The 21,268-nt window shown below is 60.4% G+C and carries 20 protein-coding genes; 13 read left to right on the forward strand and 7 right to left on the reverse strand.

The window, feature by feature from the left end; all coding sequences use genetic code 11:
* Window positions 1–43 precede the first annotated feature (43 nt).
* Window positions 44–619 carry an RBBP9/YdeN family alpha/beta hydrolase gene (locus ACY8FN_RS00925; protein ID WP_463098988.1) on the reverse strand — a complete coding sequence of 192 codons (576 nt, stop codon included), beginning with the start codon at window positions 617–619 and terminating at the stop codon, window positions 44–46.
* Between the two features lie 56 nt (window positions 620–675).
* A complete protein-coding gene (locus ACY8FN_RS00930) occupies window positions 676–1,677 on the reverse strand; it encodes a sulfate ABC transporter substrate-binding protein (RefSeq protein ID WP_303844665.1) in 1,002 nt (333 codons plus the stop codon).
* 215 nt (window positions 1,678–1,892) lie between these two features.
* On the opposite strand from ACY8FN_RS00930, the gene ACY8FN_RS00935 reads away from it, so the two are divergent.
* From ACY8FN_RS00935 to ACY8FN_RS00950, 4 genes are all read left to right on the forward strand, one after another.
* Entirely contained in the window at window positions 1,893–3,155 is a 1,263-nt protein-coding gene (locus ACY8FN_RS00935) for an MgtC/SapB family protein (protein ID WP_463098989.1), read from the forward strand.
* A gap of 85 nt (window positions 3,156–3,240) precedes the next feature.
* Complete coding sequence (locus tag ACY8FN_RS00940; protein ID WP_463098990.1) at window positions 3,241–3,831, forward strand: sugar O-acetyltransferase; 591 nt, start codon at window positions 3,241–3,243, stop codon at window positions 3,829–3,831.
* The gene (locus ACY8FN_RS00945) at window positions 3,828–4,166 is read left to right on the forward strand and encodes a DUF1294 domain-containing protein (RefSeq protein WP_303844658.1); all 339 of its coding nucleotides are present in this window, start codon (window positions 3,828–3,830) and stop codon (window positions 4,164–4,166) included. The genes ACY8FN_RS00940 and ACY8FN_RS00945 overlap by 4 nt, the downstream gene beginning before the upstream one ends.
* 177 nt (window positions 4,167–4,343) lie before the next feature.
* Window positions 4,344–4,556 carry a hypothetical protein gene (locus ACY8FN_RS00950; protein WP_101346191.1) on the forward strand — a complete coding sequence of 71 codons (213 nt, stop codon included), beginning with the start codon at window positions 4,344–4,346 and terminating at the stop codon, window positions 4,554–4,556.
* Between the two features lie 163 nt (window positions 4,557–4,719).
* On the opposite strand, the gene yrfG is transcribed toward ACY8FN_RS00950, so the two are convergent.
* Window positions 4,720–5,400, reverse strand: coding sequence for a GMP/IMP nucleotidase (yrfG, locus tag ACY8FN_RS00955; protein WP_463098991.1), 681 nt, complete (start codon window positions 5,398–5,400; stop codon window positions 4,720–4,722).
* A 147-nt stretch (window positions 5,401–5,547) separates the two neighbouring features.
* On the opposite strand from yrfG, the gene nudE reads away from it, so the two are divergent.
* The 3 genes from nudE (at window position 5,548) to ACY8FN_RS00970 (ending at window position 8,715) form a co-directional block, all read left to right on the forward strand.
* Window positions 5,548–6,156, forward strand: a complete 609-nt coding sequence (nudE, locus tag ACY8FN_RS00960; RefSeq protein ID WP_172954769.1) for an ADP compounds hydrolase NudE — start codon at window positions 5,548–5,550, stop codon at window positions 6,154–6,156.
* 37 nt (window positions 6,157–6,193) lie between these two features.
* A complete protein-coding gene (gene cysQ / locus ACY8FN_RS00965) occupies window positions 6,194–7,006 on the forward strand; it encodes a 3'(2'),5'-bisphosphate nucleotidase CysQ (RefSeq protein ID WP_463098992.1) in 813 nt (270 codons plus the stop codon).
* A gap of 437 nt (window positions 7,007–7,443) precedes the next feature.
* Complete coding sequence (locus tag ACY8FN_RS00970; RefSeq protein ID WP_463098993.1) at window positions 7,444–8,715, forward strand: aromatic amino acid transport family protein; 1,272 nt, start codon at window positions 7,444–7,446, stop codon at window positions 8,713–8,715.
* A gap of 75 nt (window positions 8,716–8,790) precedes the next feature.
* Here the strand turns inward: ACY8FN_RS00970 and metJ are convergent, their stop codons facing one another.
* Complete coding sequence (gene metJ / locus ACY8FN_RS00975) at window positions 8,791–9,114, reverse strand: met regulon transcriptional regulator MetJ (RefSeq protein ID WP_042024118.1); 324 nt, start codon at window positions 9,112–9,114, stop codon at window positions 8,791–8,793.
* Between the two features lie 210 nt (window positions 9,115–9,324).
* On the opposite strand from metJ, the gene metB reads away from it, so the two are divergent.
* Together metB and ACY8FN_RS00985 are read left to right on the forward strand one after the other, a co-directional pair.
* Window positions 9,325–10,497, forward strand: coding sequence for a cystathionine gamma-synthase (metB, locus tag ACY8FN_RS00980; protein WP_463098994.1), 1,173 nt, complete (start codon window positions 9,325–9,327; stop codon window positions 10,495–10,497).
* Window positions 10,497–12,947 (forward strand): bifunctional aspartate kinase/homoserine dehydrogenase II, encoded by a 2,451-nt coding sequence (locus tag ACY8FN_RS00985; protein ID WP_463098995.1) that lies wholly within the window; start codon window positions 10,497–10,499, stop codon window positions 12,945–12,947. Before metB ends, ACY8FN_RS00985 begins: the two co-directional genes overlap by 1 nt.
* Window positions 12,948–13,039: 92 nt before the next feature.
* Here ACY8FN_RS00985 and ACY8FN_RS00990 read toward each other — a convergent pair whose 3' ends face one another.
* Both ACY8FN_RS00990 and ACY8FN_RS00995 read right to left on the reverse strand, forming a co-directional pair.
* The gene (locus ACY8FN_RS00990) at window positions 13,040–14,305 is read right to left on the reverse strand and encodes an inorganic phosphate transporter (RefSeq protein WP_463098996.1); all 1,266 of its coding nucleotides are present in this window, start codon (window positions 14,303–14,305) and stop codon (window positions 13,040–13,042) included.
* A 25-nt stretch (window positions 14,306–14,330) separates the two neighbouring features.
* Window positions 14,331–15,011: a TIGR00153 family protein gene (locus ACY8FN_RS00995; protein ID WP_042024112.1), complete on the reverse strand. Its 681-nt coding sequence runs from the start codon at window positions 15,009–15,011 to the stop codon at window positions 14,331–14,333.
* A gap of 168 nt (window positions 15,012–15,179) precedes the next feature.
* On the opposite strand from ACY8FN_RS00995, the gene ACY8FN_RS01000 reads away from it, so the two are divergent.
* Window positions 15,180–16,148 (forward strand): CYTH domain-containing protein, encoded by a 969-nt coding sequence (locus tag ACY8FN_RS01000; RefSeq protein ID WP_463098997.1) that lies wholly within the window; start codon window positions 15,180–15,182, stop codon window positions 16,146–16,148.
* Between the two features lie 70 nt (window positions 16,149–16,218).
* Here the strand turns inward: ACY8FN_RS01000 and dapA are convergent, their stop codons facing one another.
* Window positions 16,219–17,091, reverse strand: coding sequence for a 4-hydroxy-tetrahydrodipicolinate synthase (dapA, locus tag ACY8FN_RS01005; protein WP_139694247.1), 873 nt, complete (start codon window positions 17,089–17,091; stop codon window positions 16,219–16,221).
* A 280-nt stretch (window positions 17,092–17,371) separates the two neighbouring features.
* Between dapA and rsmC the strand changes: the two genes are divergently transcribed.
* From rsmC to glgA, 3 genes are all read left to right on the forward strand, one after another.
* Window positions 17,372–18,400: a 16S rRNA (guanine(1207)-N(2))-methyltransferase RsmC gene (gene rsmC / locus ACY8FN_RS01010; protein ID WP_463098998.1), complete on the forward strand. Its 1,029-nt coding sequence runs from the start codon at window positions 17,372–17,374 to the stop codon at window positions 18,398–18,400.
* 151 nt (window positions 18,401–18,551) lie between these two features.
* Complete coding sequence (glgC, locus tag ACY8FN_RS01015; protein WP_101323522.1) at window positions 18,552–19,769, forward strand: glucose-1-phosphate adenylyltransferase; 1,218 nt, start codon at window positions 18,552–18,554, stop codon at window positions 19,767–19,769.
* Window positions 19,759–21,219, forward strand: coding sequence for a glycogen synthase GlgA (gene glgA / locus ACY8FN_RS01020; protein WP_463098999.1), 1,461 nt, complete (start codon window positions 19,759–19,761; stop codon window positions 21,217–21,219). The genes glgC and glgA overlap by 11 nt, the downstream gene beginning before the upstream one ends.
* The last annotated feature ends 49 nt before the right edge of the window (window positions 21,220–21,268 follow it).

Below are 21,268 nucleotides of genomic sequence, written 5' to 3' on the forward strand. Positions count from 1 at the left end.
GCAAACCGCGCTATCGCCAGCCCTCCAACCACTTCACAGCTAACTAGCGAAAACCGAGCACCACGGGCCGGGGCGAGGCGGCCTTGACCTGCGCCACCACCAGCTCACCACGGCGATAGAGGGCACCCAGCAAATTCAGCCCCTGATGCCAATCCCCATGACCAGACTGGGCATTGATATGGCCCGCCTCACCGGCATCGAACAGCGGCACCTGCCACTGACGACTCCAGTATTCGGCCCGCTCAAAGCTCATCCAGGGATCGTTGCGGCTGGCCACCAGCTGGGCCGACACCTGCAGCGGCTCGGCCAATGCCTCATCCGCAATGCCAAAACGGGCGGGATCGGCGGGGGCCACCAGAAAAATCGAGGCGACCTTCTCCGGCTGTAACCTGGCCGCCGCGATGGCGGTCAAAGCGCCGAAGGAGTGGGCCACCAGATGAACCCGGCCGCGACGACTTCTCAGCTTGCTCGCCAGCTTGGCACTCCAGACCCTGAGGTCTGGTTTGTCCCACGGCAGCCCCGTCATGCGCTGCCATTGGGGAAAGTGATCATGCCAGCGGCTCTGCCAGTGATCCGGCCCGCTGTTGTGCAGACCGGGAACCAGGAGGATCTTGTTCATCTTGGTGCTCCTATCGGCTGGCACAGGGGCCAGTTCAGTGATGGATATGGCGGCTATCAACGACCCGGCTGGTAGATCTGGTCAAACAGACCACCCTGAGCGAAGTGCTTCTTCTGGGCTTTCTCCCAATCCCCTTCCAGATCCTTGACGGTAAAGAGGGCAAGCTGCGGGAACTGGGCCGCTGTCTCTTTCAGGATCGCCGGGTTGCTGGGGCGGTAGTGATGCTTGGCGACGATATGTTGCCCCTCATCGGAGTAGAGGTATTCGAGGTACGCTTTCGATACCGCTTCGGTACCGTGCTTCTTGGCGACCTTGTCCACCACGGCAACCGGCGGCTCGGCCAGAATGGAGACCGATGGCGCCACCAGCTCGAACTTGTCGCTGGCCCCCGCCTGACCGAGCACCAGCAGGGCTTCGTTCTCCCACGCCAGCAGCACGTCACCAAGACCGCGCTCGGTAAAACTGGTAGTGGCACCGCGCGCGCCAGAGTCCAGCACCTTCACGTTCTTGTAGAGATCGCCGACAAACTGCTTGGCCCCCTCTTCACTGCCGCTCTTCTTCAGGGCGTAGCCCCAGGCGGCCAGATAGTTCCAGCGCGCCCCGCCGGAGGTCTTGGGGTTGGGGGTGACGATGGCGACATCCTTGCGCACCAGATCGTCCCAATCCTTGATCTGCTTGGGATTGCCCTTGCGCACCAGGAAGACGATGGTGGAGGTATAGGGCGCTGAATTGTTGCCGAGGCGGCTCTGCCAGTCGGCGGCGATCAATCCCTCCTTGGCGATGGCATTGACGTCATAAGCCAGTGCCAGCGACACCACATCAGCCTCCAGCCCATCCACCACGGCACGGGCCTGCTTGCCGGAACCACCGTGAGACTGGCTCACCACCACGTCATCGCCGGTCTTCGCCTTCCACTCCTTGGCAAAGGCGGCGTTGTACTCCTGAAACAACTCGCGGGTAGGATCGTAGGAGACGTTAAGCAGGCGGATCTCGGCGGCATTGGCCTGGCCAAATGCCAGCAGGGAGAGCAGGGTCAGGGCGGTCATTCGCAGTTTCATGGTGATACTCCATATCTCGTTGGGTTGAGAGCAGCATGCCGTGGAGTTGTTATGCCGAGAAGAAAGAAATAGCTCTTTGCTTATCTCTTTTGTTCATATCAGCCCCTCACCCCGCACAGGGAGCCGGACGCAGACTCTGTGAGCCATGCCCCTCTGCCACCTTGCACCCTGTGCCATCATGGGATCAGGCAGCAACGACGCGAAAGGAAGCCGCCATGTGGATCAATGCAGACCCTGTCAACGGAGCCCTGGTCTCGCTGGCCATCGGCCTTATCATCGGGCTGGAGCGGGGCTGGCAGGTGCGCCAGCTGGGGGATAACCAGCGCATCGCCGGGATGCGCACCTACGGCCTCATCGGCCTGCTCGGCGGGGTGTGCGGTTTGCTGCTGCCAACCCTAGGCCCCTGGCTGCCGCTGCTCGGCCTGCTGGCGGTGGTGATCGGTTGCGGCCTCTCGGTCTGGCTGGCCCAGCGCTGGCAGGGGGAGTTTGGCCTCACCAGCTCGGTGGCCATGCTGCTCACCTATCTGCTGGGGCTGATGTCGGTGCTGCTGAGCCCGAGCGAGGCGGTGGCCTGCGCCGTGCTGGCCGCCCTGCTGATGGGGCTCAAGGGCAAGATCCAGCAGGGGATGCTGTTTCTCAGCGAAACCGAGTTTCACGCCACCTTGCGCTTTCTGCTTATCTCGCTGGTGCTGCTGCCGGTGCTCCCCAACGAGGAGATGGGCCCCCTCGATGCCTTCAACCCCTTCAAGATCTGGCTGATGGTGGTGGTGATCGCTGGCATCTCCTTCTCTGGCCACTTCGCAGTGCGGCTGCTCGGCACCCGTGCCGGGCTGGTGCTCACCAGCATATTGGCGGGGCTGGCCTCCTCCACCGCCCTCACCCTGCAGTTCGCCCGCCTCAACCGGGAGCAGGGCGGTCTGGAGCGGCTGCTGGCCACCGGCATTCTACTGGCGGGGGCCACCATGTGGTTGCGACTGCTGGTGCTGGTGTTGCTTATCCACAACGAGCTGGCGATGCGCCTCGCCGCCCCCCTGTTGCTGCTGGCGGCCACCGTCTACGGTTTTGCCTTCTGGTTCTGGCGCCAACGCGAAGAGCTGACCGACGGCCCGGTAAAACCGGAAACCAGCAACCCCCTCGACCTGCCAACCGCCATCAAGTTCGGCCTGCTGCTGGCGCTGATCGGCTTTATGGCCACCCTGCTGCAAGACAAGGTGGGCAACTCCGGGGTCTATCTGCTGGCGCTGGTGTCGGGGATCACCGACGTGGATGCAATAACCCTGTCGCTCTCCCAGCTCTCCCACAAGGAGCTGGCGCTGGAGGTAGCGGCTCGCGGCATTCTGCTGGCCGGGCTGGTCAACTCGCTGGTGAAGGGGTTGCTGGCCCTTGGCATCGGCGGTCGCAGCCTCGGGCTACGAGTGCTGCTGCCCTACTTCATCTCGGCCCTGCTGATCCTGCCTCTCATCTGGCCTGCAGGTTGACGGGGGTCATCTGCAACAAGTGACAGACTGACGGCCCCCTGACTGTCACGTATACTGCCCGCTCTTGCAGCATGAGGAGGTAGCAATGGCGAGCGACTGGGACAAGGTACTGGCAGGCGGGGCACTGGATAGCCAGAGCGAGGAGATAGCCAACGACCGTATTCGCGGTCAGGCGCTGCTGGCCCAACTCAATGGGTCATCAGCGGGCGATGGCCCTCTGCGCCAGCAGATCTGCCGCGAACTGTTCGGCCACTGCCCCGACTCCTGCTGGATCAGCACGCCGTTTACCTGCGAGTTTGGCCGCAACATCCATATCGGCGAGAAGACCTTCTTCAACTTCAACGTCACCATTCTCGACGTGGGCGAAGTGCACATCGGCAGCCATGTGCTGCTGGCCCCCAACGTGCAGATCTACACCGCCACCCACACCATGAACTATCTGGAGCGCCGCAACTGGACCGCCTACAACAAGCCGGTACAGATCGGTGACGACTGCTGGATTGGCGGCGGCGCCATCATCTGCCCCGGTGTCACCATTGGGCCACGCTCCATCATTGGCGCGGGTGCCGTGGTCACCCGCGACATCCCGGCCGATTCGGTGGCAGTGGGCAATCCGGCCAAGGTGATCCGCACCCTCAAGCAGGATGAGGAGCGCTGCTGGGAGCTGGCCCAGTGATGGCGCTGGCGCTGCTGCCACTGGGCGCCGCCCTCTGGCTCGGCCTCGACGGCCAGCAGTGGTGGCCGCTGGCAATACTGCTGACCATGAGCCTGCTCACCGTGGCCGCCTACGCTTGGGACAAGCGGCAAGCGGTGCGCGGTGAGTGGCGCATTCCCGAATCCCGCCTGCATCTGCTGGAGCTGTGCGGCGGCTGGCCGGGGGCGCTGGTGGCCCGCCAGTGGCTGCGCCACAAGACCCAGAAACGCAGCTACCGGCTGGTGTTCTGGTTTATCGTGCTGCTACACCTGACCCTGTGGGGACTCTGGCTTGGCCGCCCCCTCTGGCAGCAATAGCCACCTGGGTAACAAAGTTGTGGCTTGGTCGCCCCCTCTGGCAGCAATAGCCAACTGCATCACAAAGGCGAAACGGGCCCCATTGCGGCCAATTGGCGGCTATGAGAAAACAGCGCTGATCCATCAGCGTTTTCGCCGTTTATGACGACCATAGTGATAACGACAAGGAGTCGTGACATGACCATGTGGACAGGCATAGTCCTGATCGTATTTATCAGCCTATTGTTCGGATATCTCGGCAAACGGGCTCGCTACCAGCTGGGGGATGCCCGCATCACCGACCGCCTCGGCAAGCAGGATCTGGTGATCAGGGAGCTACAGGAGCGGGTCGCCAATCTGGAGGCGATCGTCATCGAAGAGGAGAAGCGACGCCCGTTTCGGGAACTGTGATTTTTCGTCATCAGGCTTCAGATAAAGAAAGAGGGCTGCATGATGCAGCCCTCTCTCGTTTGAACAGATTCAGATGGCCAGCGGCAGCAGCTCCGCATAATCGCGGAACATATCTGGGAAAGCGGTGAGCTCCCCCATACGCCTGCCAACACCCGACGCCGCGTCAGATGGCCAGCGGCAGCAACTCGGCATAATCGCGGATCGCCGGAAACGCGGTGATGCTCTGCTCGGGTTTGCAGCTGTCCGGATTCTGGATCGCCAGCTGATAGCCGATGCCATAGTCGGCGGCGGCCCGCAGGATCCGCTCGCTGTCATCCACAAACAGGGTGCGGGCCGGATCGAACGCCAATCGCTGTGCCAGCGCCTGCCAGCAGAGCTGGCTCTCTTTCGACCAGCCCAGCTCATGGGTACTCACCATCAGATCCAGATGGTCGGCAAGGCCAAGCTGCGCATCCTTCACCGACAGGCTGGCGGGGTGGGCATTGGTGAAGAGCACCAGCTGCTTGCCCGCGGCACGCAGTTCGGCCAGAAAGGGGATGGCGTGAGGACGCCACTGGATCTTCGCCAGCAGCTCCTGCTTGAGGGCGCGAATATCGAGCCCCAGGGTCTCGCTCCAGTAATCCACGCAGTACCAGTTGAGGGTGCCGTTGACCGCCTGATAGTGCACCTCGATCTGCGCCTTGGCCTCAGCCAGCGGCAGACCGAGCCGCTCGGCGTAACGCTCTGGCACCAGCTGCTGCCAGAGGTGGTTGTCAAAATGGAGATCGATCAGGGTGCCATCCATATCGAGCAAGACGGTATCAATCTGCTGCCAGGGCAAGGTGATGGAGCGGGAGTGTGGCATCGGGTCTCTTGATCTCGGTATCGCGGAAGAAATGGAGCGGCAGTATAGCGGATTTTTCCTCCCCCTTTGCCATCCCGGGCCCGTGGTGTTCGGTGTGAGAGTCGTTTACTCTTGAAGCACTATTTTTTAACGAGCAGCCAGCGTCCGATGAGCGACCCCCACAACAGCAAACCCGAGCAAATCTCTGCCGACCAACTGGATCACCCCAAGTGCAAACCTGAGATCCTCAAGGCCGAAATCGTAGCCGAGAGCCGACTGTTCAAGGTGGAATCGCTACACCTTAAATTCTCCAACGGCGAAGAGCGGGTCTACGAGCGGATGCGCGGCGGAAACCGGGGCGCCGTCATGGTGGTGCCGCTGTTCGATGCCCACACCCTGCTGCTGGTGCGCGAATACGCCGCGGGCACCCACTCCTACGAGCTGGGCTTTCCCAAGGGGCTGATAGACCCGGGCGAGAATGCCTTTGAGGCGGGCAACCGGGAGCTGATGGAGGAGGCGGGCTTTGGCGCCAACAGCCTGACCCTGCTCAAGCAGGTGTCGCTGGCGCCCGGTTACTTCTCCAGCCGGATGGATATCCTGCTGGCGCGGGATCTCTTCCCCGAGCTGCGGATTGGCGACGAGCCGGAGCCGCTTGAGGTCATCCCCTGGCCCCTCAACCGGATCGACGAATTGCTGGCGCGCCCCGACTTCACCGAGTCGCGCAGCATCAGTGCCCTGCTCTTGGCCCACAAGTGGCTGGCAGAGCAGGCAGAGTAGCCCGCAGACGGGCAGTTAACAGACAGAGGATAACGAGATGCAGGAGTTGTTGGCCTGGGTGCCGGGGGTCAAGGAGATAGCCCGCGAAGCCGGAAGGATCCTTCACGACATCTATCATGGCGGTCAGTTCGAGCGTCAACTGAAGGAGGATGCGACCCCGGTCACCAGTGCCGATCTTGCTGCCGATGCCTACCTCAAGCAGGCGCTGTCGGCGCTCACCCCCCATGTGCCGGTGCTGACCGAAGAGGCGGCCGATGTGCCCTTCAGCCAGCGATCCAACTGGCGGCAGTACTGGCTGGTGGATCCCCTCGACGGCACCGGTGAATTTATCGCGGGCAGCGGCGATTTCGCCACCCTGATCGCCCTGGTGCGGGACAACGTGCCGGTGCTCGGGGTCATCTACGCCCCCGAGTCAGACGTGCTCTACTGGGCGGTGCGCGGCTACGGCGCCTTCAAGGAGGTGAATGGCGAGGTACTGCCCATCAGCGCCATGCATCACGAGCATGACCAGCCCGACTCACTGGTGGTGGCTATCAGCCGTCGCCAGAAGCTGGATAACCTCACCCGCCGCCTCAACCCGGCCATCAACTACGAGCTGATCCCGCTTGGTTCCAGCTCCCTCAAATCCTGTCTGGTAGCGGAAGGTGCGGCCGATTGCTACGTGCGGCTCGGCCCCACCGGCGAGTGGGACACCGCCGCCGCCCAGTGCATCGTCGAGGCAGCCGGTGGCCGCATCCTCAGCCTGGCGTTGCAGCCACTCAGCTACAACGAAACCGAGTCGCTGGAGAACCCGGACTTTATCGTGATGGGGGATCCGGATCTCGCCTGGGGTAGCATTCTGGCCCACTAGGCGGATAGCGATGTCATCACACCAGACAAGCAGGCGGCCCGATGGCCGCCTGCTTTTTCAGGGAAGTTGCCCCGGGTGATGGCCGGTGTGATCCGCTGGTCAAGGTGCCCTTGAACAGCGTGATACGCTGGCAAAGCGGCAAAATGATAGTGAAACATCACAATCGGTCGGCGAGAAATGGTACGATTTTTCACGTAATTCTGAAAACACCTGATTAGCCAAAATAAAAAAATGACTGTAGATCAAATTTTGGTTTTATATTTCACAAAAACCACATATATCAGTTTTGTTGCATTCTGTGACCCAGATTCCATTCCCAATCTCGCTGGCTAAGCCCCGCAATGGCAGTGATATGTTTCAGTCTCGCCTTTTGAGAATTAAATCCCGATAAATCACAATAAACTCAGATTAAAACACTGACAAAAAGTGAATTAGTAATGAGTTTATCTGTAGAGGCTACCAAGGAGCTATCCGGTTCCTGCTCCACCACAGCCAGCACCACCCGCTGGCGCCGTCACGACACCCACTGGGTTATCAGCCTGTTTGGCACCGCCGTTGGCGCAGGCATCCTGTTCCTGCCCATCAATCTGGGTCTGGGCGGCATCTGGCCCCTCGTCATCGTCGCAGTACTGGCAGGCCCCATGACCTTCCTCGCCCACCGCGGGCTGGCTCGCTTCGTGCTCTCCTCGTCACGCCCCCACGCCGACTTCACCGAAGTGGCGGAGGAGCATTTCGGCAAGATGGCCGGCCGCCTTATCTCGGCGCTCTACTTCCTCTCCATCTTCCCGATCCTGCTCATCTACGGGGTTGGGCTGACCAACACGGTGGAGAGCTTTATGGTCAACCAGCTCGGCATGGCGACCCCGGATCGGGTGATGCTCTCCGGCGTGCTGGTGTTTGCCATGATCGCCGTGATGCTGGCGGGTGAGAAAGCGATGCTGCGCGCCTTCGCCTTTATGGTCTATCCGCTGGCGGCCATTCTGGCGGCGCTCTCCTGCTACCTGATCCCTCAGTGGCAGTGGCCGGAAGTGACCGCGTTTGAAGGAGTCAGCTTCCTCAACACCGTCTGGCTGGCGCTGCCGGTCACCGTGTTCGCCTTCAGCCACGCCGCCGCCATCTCCGGCTTTGCCAACGTGCAGCGCCGTGAATATGGCGAGCAGGCAGAAGCCAAGAGCGGCCTGATCCTGCGCAACACCACAGTAATGCTGGTGGGCTTCGTGCTGTTCTTCGTCTTCTCCTGCGTGCTGAGCCTCTCGCCAGCCCAGCTGGCCGAAGCCAAGGCCCAGAACGTCTCTGTGCTCTCTTATCTCGCCAACATCACCGACAACCCGGTGATCGTGACTCTGGGGCCGCTCATCGCCTTTATCGCCATCAGCTCCTCCTTCCTCGGTCACTTCCTCGGTGCCCGCGAAAGCCTGAAAAGCCTGATCGCCAAGCCCACCGGCCTGCCGCAGGCCAAGGCGGACAAGCTGGGCATCGCCCTGATGTTCTTCTCTATCTGGGGCGCTGCCGTTATCAACCCGGGCATTCTGGGGCTGATGGAGACCCTCTCCGGCCCCGTCATCGCCATGATCCTGTTCATCATGCCGGTGATTGCAATCTATAAGGTGGAGGCGCTGGCCCGCTTCCGTCACGGCTGGGCCAACGGCTTTATCCTGCTGACCGGTTCGCTGGCGGTATCGGCGCTGATCTTCAGCCTGCTGAAATAACCACTGCCCCACATACGGGGCTGCTGAAACGACAAGAGGCGACCCGGGGGTCGCCTCTTGTGCATTGCAAATCGCTTACTCTTGATCGAAATCTTCGATCTCTTTGCCCAGCGCTTCCATGATGGCGCGCGCTTCGGCGGGGACACTGTCCGGATGATCCTTGCGCAAGTCTTCGTCGCAAGGGAGCGGCTGGCCGGTGAAAGCGTGCAGGAAGGCTTCACAGAGCAGCTCGCTGTTGGTCGCATGACGCAGGTTGTTCACCTGACGACGGGTGCGCTCATCGGTCAGCACTTTCAACACCTTGAGCGGGATCGAGACGGTAATCTTCTTGACCTGTTCGCTCTTCTTACCGTGTTCCGCATAAGGGCTGACGTAGTCGCCGTTCCACTCTGTTCCCATGACTCACCTGTTCTCATTTAGCCGTGAGCGCGGATTTTAACCCTTAAGGAAATTAATGGCAATCCAACAGCAAAGCCATTTAGACGTCTGGAAGTGTTGACGGCTTTTTTGTGCTGGCGTAAGGTGGTTCACCATAGGCCAACAATGGCAGGATCGCCGTGGTTGAGGCAAAGCAGCCATCGCCCAGAGACAGTTCAAGGAGAGAGTGATATGACCCACAAGGCCACCCTGGCGGTTCGCACCGGGATTGAGACAGACCAACAGCACGGTGCCGTGGTGCCCCCCATTTACCTCTCCAGCAACTACACCTTTGCCGACTTTGGCGAGCCCCGTCAATACGATTATGCCCGATCCGGCAATCCGACCCGCAGCAATCTGGCGGACGCGCTGGCGGCGCTGGAAGGGGGCGCCGGTGCCGTGGTCACCGGCACCGGCATGGGCGCCATCCATCTGGTCACTACCGCCCTGCTCAAGGCGGGGGATCTGCTGATCGCCCCCCACGACTGCTACGGCGGCACCTGGCGGCTGTTTGAGTATCTGGCGGCCAAGGGCCATTACCGGGTGCAGTTTGTCGATCAGGGTGACGAGGCTGCACTGGCCGCCGCACTGGCGCAAAAGCCTGCGCTGGTGTGGGTCGAGACCCCCTCCAACCCGCTGCTGCGGGTGGTGGATATCAGCGCCATCGCCAGCGCCGCCCACGAGGTGGGTGCCCAGGTGGTGGTGGACAACACCTTCCTCTCCCCCCTGCTGCAACAACCCCTGGCCCTCGGTGCCGACGTGGTGGTGCACTCCACCACCAAATACATCAACGGCCACTCGGACGTGGTGGGCGGGGTGGCGATTGCCAAAGAGGCCGCACTGGCCGAGTCGCTGGTGTGGTGGGCCAACTGTCTGGGGCTCACCTCCGGGGCGTTTGACTCCTACCTGACCCTGCGCGGCCTGCGCACCCTGGCCCCCAGATTGCGCAGCCATCAGGAGAACACCGATCGCATCCTCGCCTTCCTGCAACAGCAGCCGCTGGTGAAACGCATCTATCACCCCAGCCTGCCGAGCCATCCCGGCCACGATATTGCGCGCCGTCAACAGTCCGGCTTCGGCGCCATGTTAAGTTTTGAACTCGATTGCAGCGAGGCGGGCATTCGCGCCTTCCTCGCGGCCCTCACCCTCTTCTCGGTGGCCGAGTCCCTCGGCGGGGTAGAGAGTCTGGTGGCCCATCCGGCCAGCATGACCCACAGGGCCATGACCCCGGCTGCGCAGCAGGCAGCAGGCATCAGCGCCCAGCTGCTGCGGTTGTCGGTCGGTATTGAACACGGTGAAGACCTGGTGGCCGATCTGGCTCAGGCTTTTGAACAGGCGCAGCAGGCAGAACAGGTAGCGAAGTAATGGAACAGCAACAAGGAGAGATCGCGGTGACAGAGGCAGGTTTGAAGCGACGTCACGTCCACAAGTTTGGTGGCAGCAGTTTGGCGGACCCGGTCTGCTATCGTCGGGTTGCCAGCATCATTGAACAACAGACCGGAGGTGACGAGCTGATCGTGGTCTCGGCCGCGGGCAAGACCACCAACCGGCTGATCCAGCTGGGGGAACTGGCTGATACCGGTGACGAAGCCGCAGGTGAATCTATCTCGGCCCTGCAAGCCTATCAACAGAGTCTGATCGATGGCCTGCTGGAAGGGGAGTTGCAGCGCGACCTCAGCGCTCAGCTCGCCAGCGACGTGCAACAGATCGCCAAGACCCTGGAGGGGCAGTTTGATCGCTTCGCCCGCAACGGCCTGCTCGCCTTTGGCGAAGTGTGGTCGGCGCGCCTGCTGGCGGCCCTGCTCTCCAGCCGTGGCGACAAAGCCGCTTGGCTCGATGCCCGCAGCTTCCTGCGCGCCGAAGATGGCGCCTTGGTCAAGGTGGATACTGCGCTTTCTAGCGAACTGCTCAAGGCGCGACTGGCGGAACATGCCGGCCGCATCGTGGTGACCGGCTTTATCGCCGCCGACATGGAAGGGCGCTCCCTGCTGCTCGGTCGCAACGGCTCCGACTACAGCGCCAGCCTGTTGGCGCTGCTGGCGGACGGCGAATCCACCACCATCTGGAGTGACGTGGCCGGTGTCTACAGCGCCGACCCGCGCCGGGTCAAAGAGGCGCGCCTGCTGGAGCGCCTCAGCCTGGCCGAGGCCAACGAGCTGGCCCGCCTCGGCTCCTCGGTGCTCCATTCCCGTACTCTGCAACCGGTGGCCGACAGTCGCCAGCGCCTCACCCTGCGCTGCAGCTACAACCCGGACGAGGGTTGCACCCATATCCTGCGCCGAGCTCCGCGCTCCGGCGGTGCCCGCATCGTCTCCTCGGTGGATCAGATCGCCCTCATCGAGCTCAAAGTGCTGCCGCAGACCAATTATGAGCAGACGGTGGCAACCATCGAGGCCCATCTGGCCCGCCACCGCCTCAACCCGCTTACCCTGCAGCGCCAGCCAGATCGGCGGGTGCTGCGTCTCGCCTACACCCTCGAAGTGGCACAGGGTGCCTTCGAGATCCTGCGGGACTTCCAGCTGCAAGGCAGCTTCACTGGCCTGATCCAGAAAGAGGGGTTCAGTCTGGTGGCGCTGGTGGGGGCCGGTGTCACCGACAACGCCGAGCAGTGCCATCGCTTCTATCAGCTGCTGGCGGATCAGCCGCTGGAGTTCGTCCAGGTGGCCAGAGATGGCTTGAGTCTGGTGGCCGTGCTGCGTCAGGTGGTGCTGGAGCCGCTGCTGATCGCCCTGCACAGCGCCCTGTTCAGCCGCCCGACCCGGGTCGGTCTGGTGGTATTCGGCAAGGGCAATATCGGCGGCCACTGGCTCACCCTCTATAGCCGCGAAAAAGCCCGGCTCGAACATGAACTCAATCTGGCGCTCACCCTCTACGGGGTGTTCAGCTCGGAAGGTGGCCTGCTGGATGAAGAGGGGCTGGACCCCCGCAAGGTACAAAACAGTGTCGATGGCAAACCGCTGATCTGGCCGGAGTTACTCTCCCAACTGGAGCAGCACAGCTTCGATGCGCTGATCGCGCTGGACATGACTGCCAGCGAAACCGTGAGTCGCTACTACCCGGATTTTGCCCAACTCGGCATCCACATCATCGCTGCCAACAAGTTTGCCGGTGCCGCCGACAGCGAGTTCTACCAGCGCATTAAACAGACCTGCAGTGACCATCAGGTGCAGTGGCGCTATAACGCCACCGTGGGGGCCGGGCTGCCGATCCAGTCCAGCATCCAGATGCTGCGTCAGAGCGGCGACCGTATTCAGGGGGTCTCTGGCATCTTCTCCGGCACCCTCTCCTGGCTGTTCCAGCAGTATGATGGCACTCGGCCCTTCTCCGAGCTGGTGGACGAGGCGTGGCAGCACGGTCTGACCGAGCCGGATCCCCGCGAAGATCTCTCCGGTCAGGATGTGCGGCGCAAGTTGTTGATCCTGGCGCGGGAGGCTGGCTTTGAGCTCGACTCTGCCGATATCACCCTGGAAAATCTGGTGCCCGTCACCCTGCGCAAAGTGAGCGCGGATCAATTCATGGATCGGCTCAAGGAGCTGGATGGCCCAATTCAGACCGCCTTTGAGGGAGCCAAGCGCCTTGGCAAGGCGCTGCGTTACGTGGCACGCTTCGAGCGTAACGGCAAGGCACGGGTTGGACTGGAGACGCTGGAACCGCACCACCCGTTTGCCAACCTGCTGCCGTGCGACAACATCTTTGCCATCGAGAGCGACAGCTACCGCAGCAACCCGCTGGTGATCCAGGGGCCGGGGGCGGGTCGAGAAGTGACCGCCGCGGCAATCCAGTACGATCTCTGGCAGATCTGCGCCAGCCTCTAAGGCAGAGAATGCAAAGGGAGCCCCTCAGCTCCCGCGCACAATAAAAAAAGCCCGAGTCGATGACTCGGGCTTTTTGCTGAATGCCGCTTCGATTAGGAGAAGCAGGCTTGCAGCACGTAGAAGATCGCGATGGCCAGAATGGCACCGGCAGGCAAGGTGATGATCCAGGAGACCACGATGTTGCGCAGCACCCCCAGATTCAGCGCCGCAATCCCGCGCGCCAGACCGACACCCATCACAGCACCGACCAGGGTCTGAGTGGTGGAGATGGGCAGACCGGTACCAGAAGCAATCACCACAGTCGCGGCCGTTGCCAGCTGGGCGGCAAAGCCACGGCTCGGGGTCAGGTGGGTGATGCCGGTACCGACCGTCGCCATCACCTTCTCGCCCATGGTCGCCAGACCGATCACGATACCGATACCGCCCAGCGGCAGGATCCACCAAGCGATAGACGCCTGACTGGAAATTTCACCGCCGGAGGCCACGATAGAAGCCACGGCGGAGAGCGGACCAATGGCGTTGGCCACATCGTTGGAGCCGTGGGCAAACGCCATGGCACAAGCGGTGATCACCATCAGGATACCGAATACCTTCTCCACGTTGGCGAAGTGCATCTTGCTGTCATCCTGCGGGTTGTACTTCTGACCGCGGATATAGAAGAAACCGGCAATCGCCAACGCAATAGAGATAGCCACAGAGAGCAGAATGCCCTCGCTATCACTCAAGTGCAGACCAACGTGGGTCAGCCCTTTCTTGATGGTCACCAGACAGATCACCAGCGCCGTCAGGAACATGTAAAACGGCACATAGCGCTTGGCGTTAGCCAGCGGATCATCGGTGTTGAAGATCAGCTTCTGCACACTGATAAACATGAAGTAGGCGAGCACACCGGAGATGGCCGGGGTGATGACCCAGGAGCCAACGATGCCGCCAAACTTGCTCCACTGCACCGCTTCCGGACCAATGCTCACCACCGCAAAACCGACGATGGCGCCGATGATGGAGTGAGTGGTAGAGACCGGCCAGCCGAAGTAGGAGGCCAGGATCAACCAGGCGCCGGCCGCCAGCAGCGAGGCGATCATGCCGAGTACCAGCAGGTCCGGTGTATCGGCAAATGCATTGGTATCAATGATGCCATTGCGGATGGTTGCGGTCACTTCGCCGCCCGCCAGATAAGCACCGGCAAACTCGAAGATCATGGCAATGATGATTGCCTGACGGATAGTCAGGGATTTGGTGCCGACCGATGTGCCCATGGCATTGGCAACGTCGTTTGCACCAATGCCCCAGGCCATCAAAAAGCCGAACAAGGCCGCCACGAGCACCAGAGTGGTGCCGTAATTCGCGATAATGTCCATTAATAGTGTTTACCCAGTCAGTCGATTACGAACGAGCCAGCATCAGTTCCAGACGGGCGCCTACACGCTCGGCCTGATCTGCCAGGTCACCTACCCATTCGAGGATCTTGTAGAGGAACATCACATCAATCGGATTGTAATTGTGCTCAACCGCTTGCAGCTGTTGGCGCAGTCCGATCTGCATGGTGTCTGTATCGTCCTCGATCAGATCCAGCTGGTGGATCATCTCGGCAACCATTTCCACTTCCCGTCCCTTGAAGCCGGTCTCGAGCAGCTCGTCGAGCTCCCCGATCGCTTTCTCGGCCTGAGCGGTCGCATCAATACAACGTTTGAGATAGGCCATGAAATCAACCCGCATTTCAGCAGGGAACTCCATGCGACGACCAAGCATGCGGCCGGAGATATCCTTGGCACGGTTGGCAATCTTGTCTTGCTGGGTCAACAGCTCCAGCAGGTCGGTACGCGCGACCGGCAGGAACAGGCCGCGAGGCAGTTTCAGACGGATTTCACGCTTGAGGATATCCGCCTCTTTTTCCAACTGGGCAATCTGCTGCCGGATCTTCTCGGCATCATCCCAACGGTCTTCCGCAACGGCGTCAAAGAAGGGTACCAACTGCTGGGAGCACTGGTGAACCTTGACGATATGCTTCTGCAACGGCTTGATGGGGGACTTGGCAAAAAGCCCCAAAATAGTATTTACTGGCATGGTCAAACCTGTGTCGGTGAAAAAACACTCGATACGATTTTATGAGGCGCGCATGGTAACCGAACTGCGCACTCAATTAAACCGCGAATTAATCTAGTCGCCTCGCGGCATTATATCCTCGCGACCCGAATCCCGCCCCTCAAAGTTACCTGCCAGCCCGGAATGACTATGCAAATCGAGATCGAGATAAAGTTTTTTGTCGCCTGCGACATTCAAGCAGGGTTATCCAACCTGCTGAATTCTCTTGAAATTAAGGAATCATCCCAACAACAGCTCGGCAACGTCTATTTCGATACGCCAACCCTCGCCTTGCGCCAGCTGGATATGGGCTTGCGGATCCGCCGCTGCGATAGCTTTGCCGAACAAACCATCAAGTGTCGCGGTCAGATAGTGGGTGGTCTGCACGCCAGACCCGAATACAACGTCCCCGTCAGCGACGATCTGCCGACCCTCTCGGCCTTTCCCGATGAGATTTGGCCGACCCTGCCCGAGCGCGACAGCATCCAGCAACAGCTGGTCGCCCAGTTTCGCACCGACTTCCTGCGTCGCCACTGGCTGATCGCTTTCGAAGGGGCCGAGATAGAACTGGCCTGGGATCAGGGTGAGATAGTCGGTAGCCAGGGCAGCACCACCATCAACGAGCTGGAACTGGAGCTCAAATCCGGCGACACCGCAGCACTGTTTGCGCTGGCCCAGCATCTTGCCAAGCTGGGCGGACTGCGGCTCGGAGCCCAATCCAAGGCCCAGCGCGGCTATCGACTGGCTGGCCTTGGCAAGCCACTGGCCCTGCAGGCGCTGGTGGCGCGTGAGGATATAGATAGCATGACGGGGGTAAGCGAGGGGCTGCGCCACTGGCAGCATCACGAGCAGCTCTGGCTGGAGCATCCGCAGAATGAAGGCGTTCAACAGCAGGCGTTCGCCGCCTTGTGTCAGGGAATCGATCTGGTCGCCCGCAGTGCGGCCAAGCTGCCACAACCAGCGCCCTGGTTGCCAGCACTGACCAGCCTGCAAGCACAGTTGCAAACCAGACCGGACGAGCATGACCAGTGGCCTACCGAACTGGCCGATCTCTTCCTTTATCCGGCGTATGTCGAGTTACAGCTGGCCATCGCTGCCTGGCTGCATAGCGCCGCCTAACCGGCACGAGCGGCCTCAGTGGGACAACGCCAGAAACAAAACGGGTGAGCCTTGACTCACCCGTTTTGCATTACAGCAAGTTGAGCTGCTGCATGGCGCTGCGAATGCGCTCACGGGTCGCTTCCGACAGCGGCATCACCGGCAGGCGGCACTCCTCGCTGCAGAAACCGAGCAGGGAAGCGGCATATTTGGCACCGGCGGGGCTCGGCTCGGCAAACATCGCCTGATGGAGCGGGATCAGCTGGTCTTGCAGTTCACGCGCTTCTTGCCACTTGCCCGCCAGCGTGAGGTTCTGCACCTCAGCCACCAGCTTTGGGGCCACGTTGGCGGTCACCGAGATACAACCCTGACCGCCACCGATGTTGTAGGCGACGGCAGTGGCATCTTCCCCGGAGAGCCAAGCGAAGGGCTTGTTGATCAGCTGGCGCTCGGTCCAGGGGCGGGCCAGATCGCCGGTGGCATCCTTCACCCCGGCAATGCGCGGTAGCTCGGCCAAACGGGCCAAGGTCGCGGGTTGCACATCGACGATGGCACGCGGCGGAATGTTGTAGACGATGATCGGCTTGGCGGTGGCGTCGTGGACGGCCTTGAAGTGGTGGTAGAGCCCCTCCTGATTGGGGCGGTTGTAGTATCCGGCCACATGCAAGGTGGCATCGGCGCCCACTCGCTCGGCGTGGAGGGTGTACTCGATGGCTTCGACCGGGTTGTTGGAACCCGCCCCGGCGATCACCGGAATGCGCCCCGCCACCTGTTTCACCACCAGTTCGACCACTTTACAGTGTTCGTCGTGGGTCAGAGTCGGGCTCTCCCCCGTAGTACCCACCGGCACTATGCCGTGGGTTCCCTGCTCGATATGCCACTCAACCAGACGCAACAGCGCCTCTTCATCCAGCTTGCCCTGTCGAAACGGGGTGATCAACGCAACAATAGAACCTTGAAACATGGGATTTCCTTCTCCTGAATGACTCGCATATGGCAATAAAAAACCCCGGTACGATGTGCGCAACCGGGGTTTGAAGTTTCTCAGGGATGAGAGGTTACGCGCGAACGTCGGCAGGCCCGAATGTCAGGCTTTTTTTGTGCTTTCGTTTCAACTCGTTGAACCGCATTTCGTCATCTCTGGTCAAAAAATGGTGTCTGGGCATATTTCGGGAACACAGCATAAATGTCAAGGCGAAAGGGGCTATGTATAATGGCCGCCCAAAATTGCGTGGAGAGACCCGATGAGCAGCCCAATCAGTGCCGTCAGCCAGATGCTGGAACGAAACCAAGCCCTCTTTGTCGGCAAGCGGCTACTTGTCTGCGGCGCGCTGGATGATGACTACCCGCGCCAGCTGGCCACTCTAGCCGAGACCCTGACCGTCTTTACCACGGATTACTGCTATTACCGCAGCCAGCAGGCCGCCCTGGGTGACGCCATCCTGTTCGACCACCAGCTCGGTGGTGCCCCCCGCTTCGATGCCCTGCTGCTGCTGATGCCCAAGGCCAAGGCCGAGGCGCAATATCTGCTGGCCATGATGACTCCCCTGCTGGAGGCGGGTGCCGACCTGTTGCTAGCCGGTGACAACCGTGGCGGCATCAATGGCGCCGACAAGCTGCTGGCGCCCTACAGCGAAAAACCGATCAAGCGCGATTCGGCCCGTCGCTGCTCCCTCTATCACGGTGAGCTCTGCAAGCCGGTTGAACCGTTCGAGCTGGATAGCTGGTTTGGCCGCTACCAGTGCAAGGCCGGTGACACCGAGCTGACCGTGCTGGCCCTGCCCGGCGTTTTCAGCGCTGCCGAACTGGATCTCGGTACCCAGATGCTGCTGGCGGCGGTGCCACCGATGAAGGGCGAGCTGCTCGATTTCGGCTGTGGCGCCGGGGTGATTGGATCTGTGCTGGCCAAGCGCAATCCGGATCTGCAGGTCAACATGGTGGATATCAGCGCGCTGGCGCTGGAGTCTAGCCGCCGCACCCTGGCGATCAATGGTTTAGAGGGCAAGGTCACCGCTTCCGATGTCTATTCGGATGTCTCCACCCGTTTCCAGCACATCGTCTCCAATCCGCCATTCCATGCGGGTCTCAAGACCTTCTATGCAGCGACCGAAACCTTCCTCGCCAAGGCACCGGAATTTTTGCTGCCCAATGGCTCGCTGACCATTGTTGCCAACGCCTTCTTGCGCTACCTGCCTATACTGGAAACACATTTCAAACGGACGGAAGTGATCAGCAGCGATGCCAAGTTCAAGGTCTATATGAGCAAAGTGTAAAGTAAGTGCAAGCAGTACAAGAAAACCGCTAGAGAGCGCCATCCGGTATCTGGTAAGGTACTAAAAGGACTATAAAACCACCCCTTAAGGGGTGTTTTTATACCGAGCATTGAAAACCTTTTCATAGTGTTCATGCAGGGAGATTAATACGATGGCAGGCATCTTGACCATGATCCTGGCTGGCGGCGAAGGCACCCGTCTGCAGCCTCTCACCACCACCCGCAGCAAGCCTTCCGTCCCCTTCGGCGGCAGTTACCGGCTGATCGATTTCGTCCTCAACAACTTCGTCAACGCAGACTTTCTGCGCATCTATGTACTGACCCAATTCAAATCCCAATCCCTCTATCTGCACATGAAGAAGGGCTGGAATATCGTCGGCATCACCGACCGCTTCATCGACCCCATTCCGGCCCAGATGCGGATGGGTAAACGCTGGTATGACGGCACCGCCGATGCCATCTACCAGAACCTCGGCTTTATCGAGCGGGCCGAACCGGATCATGTCTGCATCTTCGGTTCCGACCACATCTACAAGATGGATGTGAGCCAGATGGTCACCTTCCACAAGCAAAAGAGTGCGGCCATGACGGTTGCCGCCCTGCGCATGCCCATCGAAGAGGCGAGTTCATTCGGGGTGATTGAGGTAGATACCGAAGGGCGGATGATCGGTTTTCAGGAAAAACCCAAGCAGCCCAAGCATATCCCGGGCGATCCGACCCAGGCGCTGGTCTCCATGGGCAACTACATCTTCGAGACTGACGCCCTTTGCCGGGAATTGAAACGGGATGCTGGCGAAGATAGCTCCAGCCACGACTTTGGCAAGGATGTGATCCCGAGCCTCTACCCGCGCGCCCCCGTCTATGTTTACGACTACAGCACCAACGTCATCCCCGGTGAAAAGCCGAGTGTTTACTGGCGGGATGTGGGCACTCTGGACTCCTATTGGCTGGCTCACATGGACTTGGTGGCGGACAATCCCCCCTTCTCCCTCTATAACCGCAAGTGGCCACTGCACACCCACTATCCGGCACTGCCGCCAGCGACCTTCATCGACAGCGACGTGTGCAAGGTCAATATTGCCAACTCCCTGATCTCCGCCGGTTGCTTCATTCAGGGCAGCCAAATCCAGCGATCCATTCTCGGTTTTCGTTGCAATATCGGCGCTTGCAGCCACATCAGCGAATCCGTGTTGCTGGGGGATGTGAAGATTGGTGAAGGGTGCTCCATCCGGCGGACGATCATCGACAAAAACGTTGAAATTGCGCCCGGCACCGTTATCGGTGAAAATCTCGACCATGATAGAGAGCGATTTACCGTATCAGAAGGCGGTATCGTGGTGGTACCTAAGGGAGCAAGAGTTGGCTATTAACCCACTGAAAATCCTGTTTGTTGCCTCGGAAGTTGAGGGGCTGGTCAAGACCGGGGGCCTGGCAGATGTTGCCAAAGCCTTGCCTATGTACCTGGTCCAGAAGGGGCATGATGTCAGGATCATGCTGCCCTTCTACAAGACGATTAAACGACGGGATGAGGCCAAACTGGTAGCGTCACGCTGGTTACCCACCCATCCGGGCCTGCCGGATATCGGCTATCGCATCTACCAGATGGAGCTGGATGGCGTCTGCGTCTATCTACTCGACTGCCCGCAATACTTTGATCGTCCCCAGCTCTATGCCGAGAACAATCAAGCCTATCCGGATAACGGCGAGCGCTTTGCCTTCTTCTCGGCGGCAGCCCTCCATGCCTGCGAGCAGCTCGGCTTCGCACCGGATATCGTCCACTGCAACGACTGGCACACCGGGCTGCTACCCTTGCTGCTGAAAACCCGCCATGCCAACAACCCCTTCTTCCAGCAAACTCGCAGCGTGATCAGCATTCACAACGCGGCGTTTCAAGGGGTGTTCGGCCGCGAACAGTTCTGGGCCATGCCCGAAATTGCCGATTACGAACGCCGCATCAACCACGACTACGGCCACGTCAACCTGCTTAAATGCGGGGTGCTCTACGCCGACAAGATCAATGCGGTCAGCCCCAACTATGCCCAGGAGCTGCTGACTCACCTTGGCGCCCACGGTATGGCGAGCATTTTTCAGCAACGCAGGGATGACCTGTGCGGCATCCTCAACGGCTGCGACTACAAAGATTGGGATCCGGAGTTTGACGCCTTCCTGCCCGCCACTTACAGCATCGACAACATGGCAGGCAAACAGGTCTGCAAACAGCACCTGCAACAGGAAGCGGGATTGCCCGTTGCGGACCTGCCTATCTACGGCATGGTGTGCCGCCTGACCGAGCAGAAGGGAGTCCCCCTGCTGCTGCCGGCGCTGGAGAAATTCCTCCACCATCAGGTGCAAGTGGTGATCGTAGGCTCTGGCGATCCTGCGCTCGCCACGCAGCTGCAGACCATGGCCCAGCAGAACCCAGGCAAGCTCGCCTTCATCAACACCTATGACGATCGCCTGGCTCATCTGGTGGAAGCCGGTGCCGACTTCTTCCTGATGCCCTCGCTGTTCGAGCCTTGTGGCCTCAACCAGATGTACAGCCTCGCCTATGGCACTCTGCCACTGGTGCGCGCCGTGGGTGGCCTGAAAGATACCGTGGTGGATTGGGATGCGGACCCGGAACATGCCACCGGCTTTTGCTTCAACGATCCGACCGCCGCTATCCTGCTCGACACCATGCGCCGCAGTCTGCTCTATTTCCTGCAAGACAAGACACAATTTGCCAAGGTGCTGCACAACGCCATGAACACCCGCTTCAACTGGCCTGACTCCATCACCCAGTACGAGCAGATGTATCACGGCGCAATGGAGCGCAGCTAATCAACGAGTCACCAACCTGGGCTAATTGCTGAAGTTTTGTACCCTTGGC

The sequence above is a fragment of the Aeromonas sp. 160P genome (genome assembly GCF_055193095.1).

Bases quoted from the DNA above. Each gene is read 5' to 3' on its own strand.
- ACY8FN_RS00935 (WP_463098989.1), top strand. From the start codon at position 1,893: ATGTGGATCAATGCAGACCCTGTCAACGGAGCCCTGGTCTCGCTGGCC.
- ACY8FN_RS01000 (WP_463098997.1), top strand. From the start codon at position 15,180: ATGCAAATCGAGATCGAGATAAAGTTTTTTGTCGCCTGCGACATTCAA.
- cysQ (WP_463098992.1), top strand. From the start codon at position 6,194: ATGCAGGAGTTGTTGGCCTGGGTGCCGGGGGTCAAGGAGATAGCCCGC.
- ACY8FN_RS00970 (WP_463098993.1), top strand. From the start codon at position 7,444: ATGAGTTTATCTGTAGAGGCTACCAAGGAGCTATCCGGTTCCTGCTCC.
- nudE (WP_172954769.1), top strand. From the start codon at position 5,548: ATGAGCGACCCCCACAACAGCAAACCCGAGCAAATCTCTGCCGACCAA.
- ACY8FN_RS00930 (WP_303844665.1), bottom strand. From the start codon at position 1,677: ATGAAACTGCGAATGACCGCCCTGACCCTGCTCTCCCTGCTGGCATTT.
- metB (WP_463098994.1), top strand. From the start codon at position 9,325: ATGACCCACAAGGCCACCCTGGCGGTTCGCACCGGGATTGAGACAGAC.
- ACY8FN_RS00995 (WP_042024112.1), bottom strand. From the start codon at position 15,011: ATGCCAGTAAATACTATTTTGGGGCTTTTTGCCAAGTCCCCCATCAAG.
- ACY8FN_RS00990 (WP_463098996.1), bottom strand. From the start codon at position 14,305: ATGGACATTATCGCGAATTACGGCACCACTCTGGTGCTCGTGGCGGCC.
- ACY8FN_RS00925 (WP_463098988.1), bottom strand. From the start codon at position 619: ATGAACAAGATCCTCCTGGTTCCCGGTCTGCACAACAGCGGGCCGGAT.
- ACY8FN_RS00950 (WP_101346191.1), top strand. From the start codon at position 4,344: ATGACCATGTGGACAGGCATAGTCCTGATCGTATTTATCAGCCTATTG.
- glgC (WP_101323522.1), top strand. From the start codon at position 18,552: ATGGCAGGCATCTTGACCATGATCCTGGCTGGCGGCGAAGGCACCCGT.
- metJ (WP_042024118.1), bottom strand. From the start codon at position 9,114: ATGGGAACAGAGTGGAACGGCGACTACGTCAGCCCTTATGCGGAACAC.
- ACY8FN_RS00940 (WP_463098990.1), top strand. From the start codon at position 3,241: ATGGCGAGCGACTGGGACAAGGTACTGGCAGGCGGGGCACTGGATAGC.
- dapA (WP_139694247.1), bottom strand. From the start codon at position 17,091: ATGTTTCAAGGTTCTATTGTTGCGTTGATCACCCCGTTTCGACAGGGC.
- rsmC (WP_463098998.1), top strand. From the start codon at position 17,372: ATGAGCAGCCCAATCAGTGCCGTCAGCCAGATGCTGGAACGAAACCAA.
- yrfG (WP_463098991.1), bottom strand. From the start codon at position 5,400: ATGCCACACTCCCGCTCCATCACCTTGCCCTGGCAGCAGATTGATACC.
- ACY8FN_RS00985 (WP_463098995.1), top strand. From the start codon at position 10,497: ATGGAACAGCAACAAGGAGAGATCGCGGTGACAGAGGCAGGTTTGAAG.